The sequence below is a fragment of the Hymenobacter taeanensis genome (genome assembly GCF_013137895.1).
Taxonomy (GTDB): domain Bacteria; phylum Bacteroidota; class Bacteroidia; order Cytophagales; family Hymenobacteraceae; genus Hymenobacter; species Hymenobacter taeanensis.
Window position 1 is genome coordinate 3,516,159 of sequence record NZ_CP053538.1, and the last position, 12,309, is coordinate 3,528,467.

General features: G+C 52.8%; 7 protein-coding genes. 4 read left to right on the top strand and 3 right to left on the bottom strand.

Annotated elements, in window-relative coordinates:
* Positions 1 to 302: 302 nt before the first annotated feature.
* Positions 303 to 1,520: a T9SS type A sorting domain-containing protein gene (locus tag HMJ29_RS14845; protein ID WP_171592225.1), complete on the top strand. Its 1,218-nt coding sequence runs from the start codon at positions 303 to 305 to the stop codon at positions 1,518 to 1,520.
* Positions 1,521 to 1,600: 80 nt separating this feature from the next.
* Here HMJ29_RS14845 and HMJ29_RS14850 read toward each other — a convergent pair whose 3' ends face one another.
* From HMJ29_RS14850 to HMJ29_RS14860, 3 genes are all read right to left on the bottom strand, one after another.
* A complete protein-coding gene (locus HMJ29_RS14850; protein ID WP_171592226.1) occupies positions 1,601 to 2,644 on the bottom strand; it encodes a SusE domain-containing protein in 1,044 nt (347 codons plus the stop codon).
* A gap of 89 nt (positions 2,645 to 2,733) precedes the next feature.
* Entirely contained in the window at positions 2,734 to 4,413 is a 1,680-nt protein-coding gene (locus tag HMJ29_RS14855; protein WP_171592227.1) for a RagB/SusD family nutrient uptake outer membrane protein, read from the bottom strand.
* 11 nt (positions 4,414 to 4,424) lie between these two features.
* Entirely contained in the window at positions 4,425 to 7,403 is a 2,979-nt protein-coding gene (locus HMJ29_RS14860) for a SusC/RagA family TonB-linked outer membrane protein (RefSeq protein ID WP_171592228.1), read from the bottom strand.
* A 1,168-nt stretch (positions 7,404 to 8,571) separates the two neighbouring features.
* Here HMJ29_RS14860 and HMJ29_RS14865 point away from each other — a divergent pair.
* From HMJ29_RS14865 to HMJ29_RS14875, 3 genes are all read left to right on the top strand, one after another.
* Positions 8,572 to 9,768, top strand: coding sequence for an alpha/beta hydrolase (locus HMJ29_RS14865; RefSeq protein ID WP_171592229.1), 1,197 nt, complete (start codon positions 8,572 to 8,574; stop codon positions 9,766 to 9,768).
* A 322-nt stretch (positions 9,769 to 10,090) separates the two neighbouring features.
* A complete protein-coding gene (locus HMJ29_RS14870; RefSeq protein WP_171592230.1) occupies positions 10,091 to 11,506 on the top strand; it encodes an anthranilate synthase component I family protein in 1,416 nt (471 codons plus the stop codon).
* 171 nt (positions 11,507 to 11,677) lie between these two features.
* Positions 11,678 to 12,250: an anthranilate synthase component II gene (locus tag HMJ29_RS14875; RefSeq protein WP_171592231.1), complete on the top strand. Its 573-nt coding sequence runs from the start codon at positions 11,678 to 11,680 to the stop codon at positions 12,248 to 12,250.
* The last annotated feature ends 59 nt before the right edge of the window (positions 12,251 to 12,309 follow it).

Consider the following 12,309-nt stretch of genomic DNA (forward strand, 5'->3'; position numbering starts at 1 on the left):
GAGAAAAACCATTTAGCCGCATATTCCAGCGGGCCGGAATCAAAGTACGAGTATAAAGGACGAAACACGGAAAAGATTTCGGCAGTTAAAAATGCTGAATTGACGAACATAAGTCCTCTACTGCTATTTGCTTAAGTAGCACGTACCGTGCCCTCCTCCCGATATAGTATAAATGTAGCACTAGGCCTACATCTAAATTCCAGCTCAGGAAGTATAAGTCTACAATACCGTTGACTGCGCTTTGTCTTACCGGAATACCGGCTTGTTTTCCTTCTATTATCCCACCACGCACTCTTTCCCACATGAGAAAATTCCCTACTCTGGTTCTCTCCGGCGCCCTAACGCTGGCAGCCCTGACCTCCCACGCGCAAATAGCTGTTGATGGGGTGCTGAGCGCCTCTGAAATCAGTGCCACTAATTACCAGCTTGTAAGCCGCTACACCGGGCCTCATGGGTTTGGCGATGCAGGCCTGCTAAGCCTGTATGCTACCGCCGATGCCAACAAAATCTACTTCTTTTTGGCCGGTACCCTGGAAAGCACTTCCAGCGGCATCAATAACTCTTTTCAGCTGTTTATTGACCGGCCCGGTATTGATGGTGCCAGCACTACGGCAGCCCTGCCCGTAGGTGGAAGTGCCGCTACTTCCTTTCAGAAGATGAACGCCAAGCTTGACTTGCCCGCCGATCTGGGGTTGGCAATCAAAGGCAACGGTACGGCTGGGCAGCTCATTCCGCAAGCTATTATTTATACTTCCGCCACGAATGCCACGGATAAAAACCTTGGCTCAGCTACCCTCAATGCCACTACCGGCACTGCCCTAACTATTGGTGCGGCCGATGCTTCCGGCGCTTTCGCCCCATTAGCTGGAGCGCGCATGGCTTATCGGAATTCTTCGGATGGTAAGCTATCATCCAATCCGGGCAACGCAACGGGCGCGGCGGGCTCCTACGGTTGGGAGATTGAATTAGATCGGACTGCGATGGGTATTTCGGCTGTGGGGGGCACACTTCGCGTTTTTGCGGTGCAAAACAACGTCGATGGCGGCTACATATCGAGCGATTTTTTGCCGCAGAACACTGGGCCTATTCCTGCTAACTCCGGGTACCCACAAAACGGGGCAGGCGCCCCCAACTTGGGCGGACCTAATAACACCCCACCCAATGCCGTAGACTTTTCCAACATACCCGGTACGCAAGCGGCCTCAGTAATAGTTGGTGCAACCGGCGTAACCGTGCTAGGCACTAAAAGAGCCGCCGAGCAGTCAGTAGCTATGAGCGCGTACCCCAATCCGGCTTCTGATGATATGAGCGTTAGCTACGCCGTAACTACCCAAAACCAAGCGGTAAACATCACCTTGGTAGACCTGATGGGGCGACACGTGCAAACCATCCTCGACACGCAAAAATCCATCGGGCAGTACCGGGCTGAAATAAAGCGTGGGAATCTCGCGGCAGGTACGTATACGGTGCGGGTACAGGTTGGGGATAATGTAGCTGCCCGCCAAATAAGCTTTAAGTAATCTCTCTCTGGCATGTTACCCCCAGTAAAACAACAAGGGCCGCTTAGTAAGCGGCCCTTGTTGTTTTACTGGGGGTGTTGCTATTTCTCGATTGAATAGCTGTAGTTACCAGCGCCCTGGCTCAAGTCAAGCGTAACAGTGTAGGTGCCGGCAGCGGCAACCTTAATGTTTTCTCCACCATAATCAGGAATGTTGTCTACGGGCTTGTTGTCACCGAAGTCAATATCCCAAGCGTTGTTAGCACGGAATTTCAACTCATCGGCCTTAAGCGGCAAGGTAACCTTCCAAACCTTTTTCACGGGGTCATAAACCATGGGGGTTTCCTTGTCCCAGCCACCAGGAGTAGCAGCACCAATTACAGCCCAGGTAGTTTTGGTTGCCATGTACTTCAGGGTGTTCAGATCAACCCGGAAACGGTAGTAGCCAGCACCGGCAATAGTGATGTCGCCACCTTTAGCCTTCAGCGTGCCAGCAGGGCCTGCTGCGTCAACGCCATAATCATTATCCCAGTTAGGAGCCGGGGTAAACTTGAAGGAGGTTGAGGCATCTGGGAAGTATACAAAGCCCTCGTAGTTCTTGTCGCTATTAACCGATGCCAGGAAGGGAGCCTTATCAGGTGCCCAGCCCTGGTGGCTGCCCGGAACGTAAATAGAAGGGTACTGAATAAATACCTTGTACGGAGTGCCGGTGAAGGTAGAAACCGCTGAAACCAGTGGGGTTGAGGCGCCACCTACGCTTGCTTTCACGCGGGAATCAATAGCGCCTGCAGTACCTGGAGACACTTTCAAACGCAACAGAATGCCGTTCAATTCGGCTACCGTCAGGTTCTGCGAAGTAGAGTTACCCGCTTCAATTTCAACCGGAGCGCTAAAATCGCCGCCCTTCTTATCGAACTGCAAGGTGTATTTTACGGCAGCCTGGAAGCCAAAATCAACGGGAGTCCAGGTGTAGGTAACTGCTTTGGCAGAAGCATTATCCTGGAGCAGTACTGCCGAATTAGTGGAGGAAGTTACGGCCAGCGAAGTGCCTGGCTGCATCACCACACGGTCTTCGTCTTTCTCGCATGAAGCAAGAAACAGAGTGGCAGCTAAGCCTAGCCCTGCAAGTTTGGTAAAGTGGTTCATGAGATGCGATGTAAGTGGGAATTGGTGTGTGAATTTTTCGGACAAACCGGGAACCTGCTTCAACAGGTTCCCGATCTTCCAAGAATTCATTAGTAACCAGTGTTCTGTTTCAGGTTCTGATTCACTGACAAGTCAGAAGCTGGAATTGGGTAAAGGGTACGGAACGCCTCTACTGCCCGACCGTTAGGTACGCCGCCTTTGAAAGGCCACAGGTAGGAGCCTTCCACAAACTTGTTAAAACGGATCAGGTCCGTGCGGCGGTAAGCTTCCCAATACAACTCACGGCCCCGCTCATCCAGAATAAACTGGAGGTTGTTGGCCGCAACCTGAGCATCCGTAACAGCGCTACCAGCCTGATTATTGAAAGCCCGAGCCCGAATCTGGTTGATATAGCTCAGCGCCAGGGTACGGTCGCCGGCACCTCCACGGTACACCGCTTCAGCATAGGTAAGCATTACCTCTGCCAAGCGAATCATGGGGAAGTCAACGCCGGAGAAATTCTGAGAACCACCTTGGGCTACTCCTGCCGAGTTTACGTTCCGGAATTTGATGACGCCAAAGCCTTCCTCGAAATTGTAGAGGTCTTTAATTTCTAGAGGACGGGCGCTGTTATCGGTTTTCTTGGTCCAGAAACGGCCACGGGTGTCGCGGGCGGTGTCAGACACTACGCCGCCGCCGGGGCTTTGGAACAGGTTGAAGAAGCTGCTCGTGGTGCGGATACCCCCCCAGCCTGTAGACTGGCCTACCCGAGCCTGCCAAGAAGAGTTGGAGCCCGTGGCGCCGTTTACCAGGAAGGTTGAGCCGCCGTAGCTCTGCGTGCTGTTCACATCAAAGGCAATAGGCCAAATGATTTCATTACGCGCCGGAGCCGTGTTGTTATCAGCCAGGAAAAGACGGCCATAAGCTGATGCTACGTTGCCAGCAGGCGTAGTAGCCAGGGTATAGCCAGCATCAATTACCTTTTTAGCTTGCGCAGCCGCGTCGGTGTAGCGGGCCGTACCGGTGTAAACTTGCGCGTTCAGGTACAAGCGAGCGAGCATAGCCCAGGCAGCAGCTTTGTCTACGCGGGCGTACTCGTTGGCGCGGGGCTCGGCAAAGTCAGGGTCAGCAGCTAGAGCAGTCAGCTCTTTCTCAACGTACTCAAAGTACTGCTGGCGAGTGTAATACTGGGGCTTAGCAAAGCCAACGGCATCGTTTTCCGTCACGAATGGGCCGTTGCCAAATAGGTCCATGGCGTGCATGTAGGCCACTGCGCGCAGGAAACGAGCCTCGGCCCGGAAACGCTTAACCGACGTAGCATCAGCGCCTGGCAGGCGTGAGGAAATCTTATCGTCCGATGACTCGCGAATGAATTCGTTGCAGGCTGCAATTTCAAAGAAGATGCGGCTATACAAGCCCCGGATGAGCGGGTTGCTCGAATCCCAGTTCATGTTGTGCCAGTCCCGAATACCTAGGTCATTCCACACAATAGTGGCTTCGTCGGTAGAAAGCTCCTGTGCACTCCAATACTGACGAAGATAGTCAGAGGTGCCTTCATCAATACCGCCAATATCGCCGGCACCGGCAGGGCCCTGCTGGCCCGTTAGGGCAAAGCCGCCGTACAGTTTGGCCAGCACCTGACGGTAACCGTTCAGGTCTACGTATACCTTATCAGGAGTCAGCTCGTACTTGGGGGTTTGATCTAGGTCCTTGGTGCAGGAGGTGCTGCCCGCAGCCAGTGATAAACCAGTCGCCACAACGACCAGTCCACGGATTACATGTTTATTCATGGGTGGGAATATTAGATGCCTAAGTTCAAACCAAACGTGAACGTGCGGGCGCGGGGGTAAAAGTTGTTGTCGATGCCGCCAAATATCTCAGGATCAAGCCCATTGTACTTGGTGATGAGGAATGCATTCTGAACAGCAGCCGACAAACGAAGGTTTGCTTTGTCGTTGAAAAGTTTTCCTACGTTGTAACCCAAAGTGATATTCTCGCACCGCAGGAATGAGCCATTCTCCACATAGTAGTCAGAGAACAACTGCTGGGTGTTGAAACCGGTATTACGAATGTCCGTGGGCAGGTTCAGCAGATAGTTCGTAGAGCCTTGAGCGTTTGAGAAGTTGCCCAGGTTTGCCGCAATGGAGTTGTACACGTAGTTGCCTACGTTGCCGCGGAGCAGGAACGAGAGGTTGATCTTCTTGTAGGCCACATTAGAAGAGAAGCCCAGTACGGTACGGGGTGCGGGGTTCTTATAACGGTAGTTGTCGCGCTCGTTGATGATGCCATCGCCGTTCCGATCAACATATACGCCTTCAACTGGCCGGCCATTAGAGCCATATACCTGCTGACGTACATAGAACGAGTTGGAAGGGTAGCCTACCGTATTTACCTGGATAGTGCTACCAGTACCGCCGGGGATGCCACCCGTCAGGTAGCCCTCAAAGCCTTCCTGCTGGTCGCCTAGGTCCGTGATTTTATTCACGTTGTAGGCTGCGTTGAAGTTGAAGTCCCAGTTCCAAGTTTCTGAGCGAACCGGTGCTACGTTAATGTTGAACTCAAGACCACGGTTACGCAGAGAGCCAACGTTGGCAAACAGTTGGTTGGTTAAGTTAGAGCCAGCGGGTACGTTAACCAACGAGAGCAGATCAGTAGAAGTGCGCTCGTACGCATCAATAGAACCGGAAATCCGGTTATCCAGGAAACCGTAGTCTAAACCAGCGTTCCAGGTAGTAGTGGTTTCCCACTGCAGGCCTACGTTGTAACCGGAGGGCCGATAGGTAGTAACACCGTTATACTGTGCGGCAGAGTTACCGATTACGTAACGGGGCAGGAAGTCATAAGCACCGCCCACGTCCTGCTGGCCGGTACGGCCCCAGCCAGCACGCAGCTTCAACTCAGAGATGGTGTTGTTATTAGCCAAGAACTCCTCGCCCTTCAAGCGCCAGCCTAAGCCAACAGCTGGGAAAACACCACTGCGGTTGCCCGAGGCAAAGCGCGACGTGTTGTCGTTCCGTACGGTAGCCGTCAGCAGGTAACGATCTTTCACGTTCAGAGTAGTTCTGCCGAAGTACGACAGGAATACCAGCTTAGAATAGTAGCCTGGCACCGTCAGTACATCACTTGGGTTAACCAACGTGGTGCGGTCGAAGCGATAAGCCAGGAAGTTGTCACCCTTGTTAACGAAATCCTGGTAGGAGTGACCCGCCTGAATGTCAAACTTGGTGCCGCCAAATTGCTTGCTGTAGGCCAGGTAAGCTTCCAGCAGGCGCATATCTTTCTTCTGGTTGTACTGCGTGAACCGGCCTTGGTTCAGGTAGTTGCCGAAATCAGCCAGATTGGTTACTGTGTTTCCTTCACCGCGCGACACATCCGTAGCCAGGTTCAGGTTTGCCCGCAGTCCTTCTACGCCATGAATCTTGTAGTCAAACTGAACATTGCCAATCAGGCGCTTTACCTCGCTGGTATTATTGGTGTTGTTCAGGGCAGCCACCGGGTTACCAATGGCTAGGCCTAGCGGGTTGCCATTAGCCTGCAGGAACTGGAAGTAGCCGCCGTAAGGTGCATAGCGCGACTCATCACCCCGCACTGGCTGGGTGGGGTCAAACAGCACCGCGTTGCCAATTTGGCTCTGGTCAATGAAGCGGTTGTCTACTTTCGTGCCTTTGACGTTCAGGTCAATGCGCAAATGGTCATCAAACAACACGGGGTTCAGGCTGATGGAGCCAGAGTTACGCTTTAATTTGTTGGTGATGACAATGCCTTCCTGATTCAGGTTGCCGTAAGAAACGCGGAACGGCAGCTTGCCCACGCTGCCAATGAGGCTAACGTTATTATCGTACGTAGTGGCAGTCCGGAAAATCTCTTCTTGCCAGTTGGTGTTGGCGGAGCCCAGCGTTGCAATCTGCGAGGCTGAGCCGTTGGCCCGAATGAGTTCGGAGAACTCTTGCGCGCCAAGCACATCGTAGATCTTGGTACGCTTGGCAATGGAGGTCTGCGACGATACGTTTACCGTTAGCTTTTCGCCCTGCAAGCCTTTCTTGGTAGTGATCAGGATTACCCCGTTTGAAGCGCGGTTACCGTAGATAGCGGTGGCCGAGGCATCTTTCAGTACCGTTACGCTCTCAATATCATTTGGGTTGATAAGCGTAAGGGGGTTAGAAGCCCCGGAAATGCCCCCTTTATCTACCGGAACACCATCAATAACGTAAAGCGGGTCGTTGCTGGCATTAAGGGAGGAGTTACCCCGGATGCGCACATTGGCAGGCGCGCCGGGAGCACCGCCACCGGTGGTAATGCTAACACCGGCAATTTTGCCCTGCACGAGTTGCTCAGGGTTTGTTACCTGGCCTTGTACAAAGTCTTTCGACTGCACGGTTGCTACTGCACCAGTTACGTCTTGCCGGCGCTGCGTACCATAGCCTACTACAACAGCTTCATTAAGCAGGGTAGTGTTCTCTGCCAGAGCAATTGGCGCTACGGTAGTGTTCTGCCCGGAGGTTACCGCAATCGTTTGCCGGCGGGTAGTGTAACCCACAAACGACGTAACAATTGTGTGCTGCCCGGCAGGTACTCCCTGAATGGAGAAAGTGCCATCGGAGTTGGTAGAGCCGCCAAGGGTAGTGCCTTCAATCAGAACGGTTACGCCGGGCATCCCTTCGTTTTTCTCGTCTAGGATGCGGCCGCTTACCGTGCCGACCCCCTGTGCAAAGGCGCTGCTGACGCTAACGCCAGCGCACAATAGCGGAAACCCGAGTTTCGCTAGATAAGGGTGTTTCATTGAAAAGAGTTTAGGGGGTTGAAATGGATTTTTCCGGACTTGCCGGAGTGGGAATTAGAAGTGACTTCAGACTTCAGGCCCAGAGGCTAGAGTGAGGCCAGCGGTAAAAAATAGAAACCGCACAGTTGAAGTTTGAAGTCACCCATCCTTTCGGAAACAACGCAAGTTAAAGCGTTGTCAAGGATAAAAACAATGAGCAAATACTTACTCCCGGAATAGCAATAATCGGGCTTAGCTACTTGACTTGTTGCTAGTAACTAAAGACTCACTTACTACGCCAGAGGAAATGATACTGCTAAAATCAGATGATAACATATTTTACTGCCTCCTGAGGGAGTATGAGTTTCAAAAAGTGACAATCAGTCTTCTAATAAGACAAAAAAATGGGTGTTGTAGCTAAATCAGGCTCTAATACTCTATTAGCAAATTGTGGTGCTGTATTGAATAAGGCTTTATTGGGTTATGAGCGGTCATGTTAATCGGGTCATAGTCGTGGTTTAACATTCTATTGAAGTAACAACACCTTTGTAAGGTAATTTAAGCCTTTTTTCAGGTCAGTTTTCTTCGTTTGGCTGATACGTTTTAGCTAAAATCGGCAATAGGCTGATATCAATAGAGGCGCAACCAGAGTTGTGAAATCTTAACTATCGGATGACTTGTTTTTTGCATATATCTTAGTCCGAGTAGAGCGAAGTATCTCTACTCCCAACTTAAACCAAATAGTAGTAACGGTTGGGTTAGGCATCAGCATTTTCCTGTTGTTTTGAAGCATTCAGAGCCTAGAAACACATAAGCACAGGCAAGATATATTCTAGGAAAAATACAGGTTGTATTTAAGCAATAAACCAGGGTAAAGTAGGTGGGCTAGGCTTGAACTCTTGATAACCTGTTGGCAGTCTACCGTCTCAGTGGGTGGAGCCCTTACCTTTACAATCACATTTCTGCGGCTGCGCTTATGAACTACCTAACTTTATTGGGCCTGTGGTTACTGCTTGCCGCGACTGCCCAGGCTCAAACAATATTGCAGTTAACCCAAGTGCCTGCGCACACGCCAGTGTCAGACACTCTATACCTGGCGGGCTCTTGTAACGCGTGGCAGCCCGCTAATAAAACCTATGCGTTTGTGCGAACTACCAATGGGCGCTATCAATGCACGCTACCCGCGACTTTGAAGGGAGACATAGAGTTTAAAATAACACGAGGTAGCTGGAACACGGTGGAAACGGATGCTCAACAGCAGGATATTGCAAATCGGCACCTGAACGTTAGCAGCGGACCTACCGTGGTGGAATTGCAAGTAGCCAACTGGAAGGATAATGGGGCAGGGGGAGCCCAGAAACCCTGCCGAAGTACGGCCCTGAACCCTAATGTGCAGATACTGGCTGCTGACTTTTACATTCCTCAGCTCAAGCGCCAGCGCCGCGTATGGATATACTTACCCAATGCATACGTGGCGGATTCTGCGAAGCGGTATCCAGTGCTGTATATGCACGATGGGCAGAACGTTTTTGATGCTTGCACCGGCTTCTCAGGTGAGTGGGGCGTAGACGAAACTTTAAGTCAATTGCAGCTGCAAGGGCTTGATGCCACCGGCTGCCTGGTAGTGGCTGTTGATAATGGTGGTTCAGAGCGGCTGAATGAACTCTCGCCTTGGCGCAACCCTGAATATGGCGGTGGCCAAGGCGAGCAATACGTTGACTTTCTGGTTCAGACTCTCAAGCCCTATATAGATGCGCACTACCGGACCCTAACCGGCCGGGAGTTTACTGGTATAGCAGGCAGCAGCATGGGAGGTTTAATTTCCACGTATGCTGCGCTGCAATACCCAGAGGTGTATAGCAAAGTGGGCGTGTTTTCTCCTGCGTTCTGGTTCGCCAAAGACTCCTTGTTTCAGTACGTAAACCAGCACCCCGCTAAGCCTGCCACCCGGTTTTACTTCGTAAGTGGCACAACGGAAAGCGAAACCATGGCCCCGTTAATGCAAAAAATGCACGCGGTGCTAGCGGAGCAGGGAGTACCAGCGCAGACCCTGGCCTACAGTACACCCGCTGATGGTAAGCACGCAGAGTGGTTTTGGAAAAGAGAGTTTGCCGCCGCCTACCAAATGCTTTATCCGGCCGATCAACCCGCTGCTTTAGCTTGTGGCGTATTCAATAGTGCGGCTCCAGATAAGCTGCGCATTGCGCTGCCCGCAGGAATACGGACTGCGAAGCTGGAGCTACTAGGTGTCGATGGTCAGCCTCGGCTTCGCAAGAAGGTGCAGGCGGGCAAGGAGGTTTCCGTAGGCCAGTTGAGAAAAGGCCAATATCTGCTGCGGATGTCAGTGGGCAAGCAGAGCAGCACCCAATTATACTTCAAAGATTAAACTTAAATTGGGGTAAAGCTCTCAAGAATTATGGAAGCTGTTTTGCGAAGTTTTCAATTAGAAAACCAAAAAAACGCTTGTTCCGTAAAAAGCCCGCTGTACATTTGCAGCATTCAACGCTTTAACAATTGGCAATGACTTCTCACATGACTCTGCAAGCTTGGTGGTGGCCCCTCGGAAATTCCGGACGGGACAGCCTGTGCGTGCGTTAGAGTCAAGTGACAACCTCTTCGCAGCAAATCAACAGAAAGCCCGGCCGCCCCGCCGGGCTTTTTTTATTGCCCGGTACATAGCCGCTCCACAACCAGTACTTCGCTCCTGTATGAAATCTTTCCGCTTAACTACCCGCCACCTTCGCGTACTTGCCGACACCGTAACTCCCGTAGGCCTGTACCTACGGCTGCGCGACCGGTACCCGAACTGCCTGCTGCTGGAAAGCTCCGATTACCACGGCCAGCAGAACGCCTTCAGCTACCTCGTCTGCGACCCGTTAGCCCGCTTTGAAGTGCAGCGCGGCGTAGTGAAGCAAACCTTCCCCGACGACTCCGTTACCACCGAAACGCTGGCGGAGCCCCGGCAGGCCCTGGACCGGTTGCGGGAGTTTGCCAATTGCTTCGAGACGGAAGACCATGGCTTCGACTTCATCACGGGCGGCCTGTTTGGCTATCTGGGCTATGAGGCGGTGCAGTACTTCGAGGACCTGACCCTAAACGAAGAGAAGGAAGCCGCGGGGCAGATTCCGGATATCATTTATGGCACCTACCGCTACGTTATCGCGCTGAACCACTTCCGCAACGAGCTGTATGTGTTTGAGCACACCTTGGAGGGAGAGGCAGTAGATCAGGATGGCCTGGGCCGGTTGGTGAACCTGATCCGAAACCCCTCACTGCCGGAGTTTAGCTTCCAGACCAGCGGGCCTGAGCAGACCAACCAGACCGACGAGGAGTTTTTGAAAGTACTGGCCCAGGGGCAGCAGCACTGCCGCCGCGGCGACGTATTTCAGATTGTGCTCTCGCGCCGCTTTCAGCAGGGCTTTGTGGGGGATGAGTTTAACGTGTACCGGGCACTGCGCTCCATTAACCCTTCACCGTACCTTTTTTACTTCGACTACGGCAACTTCAAAATCTTCGGCTCTTCGCCCGAGACCCAGCTGTTGATTAAGGGTCGGAAGGCTAGCTTGTTCCCAATTGCCGGTACATTCCGCCGTACCGGCCACGATGCCGAAGACGCAGCCTTGGCCCAAAAGCTCGCCGACGACCCCAAGGAGAATGCCGAGCACACCATGCTCGTGGACTTGGCTCGAAACGATTTGGCCCGCCACGGCGATGAGGTAAAGGTGAACACCTTCCGCGAAATCCAGTTCTACTCGCACGTTATTCACTTGGTAAGTGAAGTAAATGCCACGCTGGCCCCCGAGGCAAATTCCCTGCAGGTTGTGGCCGACACTTTCCCGGCGGGTACGCTGTCGGGCGCACCTAAGCACCGCGCCATGCAGCTCATTGATAGCTTGGAGCCCACCGGCCGCGGGTATTACGGCGGGGCCATTGGCCACCTGGGCTTCAACGGCGACTTCAACCATGCCATCATGATTCGCTCTTTCCTTAGCACGGCGGGCCAGCTATACTTCCAGGCCGGCGCCGGCGTAGTTGCAGCCTCCGACATCAACTCTGAGCTAAACGAAGTGCACCATAAACTGGCGGCGTTGCGCAAGGCCCTGAAAGAGGCTGAGCAGGTGTAAGAGAGGCTTGGGGTGTAGGGTCTTAAAGTTTGGAAAACATGTAATCCTGGCGCCTCCGACCACCAACACCGCTTTATTAAGTATCATACGTTTTGCCTTGCGGAAACCTGAAGGGCTGGTGAATAGCCAAATTTCCAGGTTTCTAAGCTCCCGAGTTCCTTAGATCCCAACATGAAAATTCTCGTCATTGACAACTACGACTCCTTCACCTACAACCTCGTGCAAGTGCTGCGGGAGCTGGGGTATGGAGCTGATACCACCGTCATTCGCAATGATAAGTTGACGCTAGAAGATGTAGAGGCCTACGATGCTGTGCTCTTGTCGCCGGGGCCGGGCCTGCCTTCGGAAGCGGGGCTAATGCCGGAAGTAATTCGGCGTTACGCACCCACCAAGCGCATGCTGGGCGTGTGCCTGGGCCACCAGGGCATTGCCGAGAGCTTCGGCGGCGAGTTGTACAATCTGCCCGACGTGCTGCATGGCATTGCCACCGATGCCAGCCTGACTACGAACGAAGAGGACAAGCTATTTCAGGGGCTGCCGCGGCAGTTTCGGGTAGGGCGCTACCACTCTTGGAGTGTGCAGCCGGAAAGCATGCCCGCCGAGCTGGAAGTAACTGCGCTCGATGCCAATGGGCAGGTGCTGGCTTTCCGTCACCGGCAGTACGATGTGCGCGGCGTACAATTTCACCCCGAGTCTATTCTAACGGAACACGGGCACCAAATGCTAAAAAACTGGCTGTCCTGATAGGCAGATAGCCACTAGGCCGCTAGGCCTGTTTAGTGTCACTTGGCATTGCCTAGTTC

Bases quoted from the DNA above. Each gene is read 5' to 3' on its own strand.
- HMJ29_RS14845 (WP_171592225.1), top strand. From the start codon at position 303: ATGAGAAAATTCCCTACTCTGGTTCTCTCCGGCGCCCTAACGCTGGCA.
- HMJ29_RS14850 (WP_171592226.1), bottom strand. From the start codon at position 2,644: ATGAACCACTTTACCAAACTTGCAGGGCTAGGCTTAGCTGCCACTCTG.
- HMJ29_RS14855 (WP_171592227.1), bottom strand. From the start codon at position 4,413: ATGAATAAACATGTAATCCGTGGACTGGTCGTTGTGGCGACTGGTTTA.
- HMJ29_RS14860 (WP_171592228.1), bottom strand. From the start codon at position 7,403: ATGAAACACCCTTATCTAGCGAAACTCGGGTTTCCGCTATTGTGCGCT.
- HMJ29_RS14870 (WP_171592230.1), top strand. From the start codon at position 10,091: ATGAAATCTTTCCGCTTAACTACCCGCCACCTTCGCGTACTTGCCGAC.
- HMJ29_RS14875 (WP_171592231.1), top strand. From the start codon at position 11,678: ATGAAAATTCTCGTCATTGACAACTACGACTCCTTCACCTACAACCTC.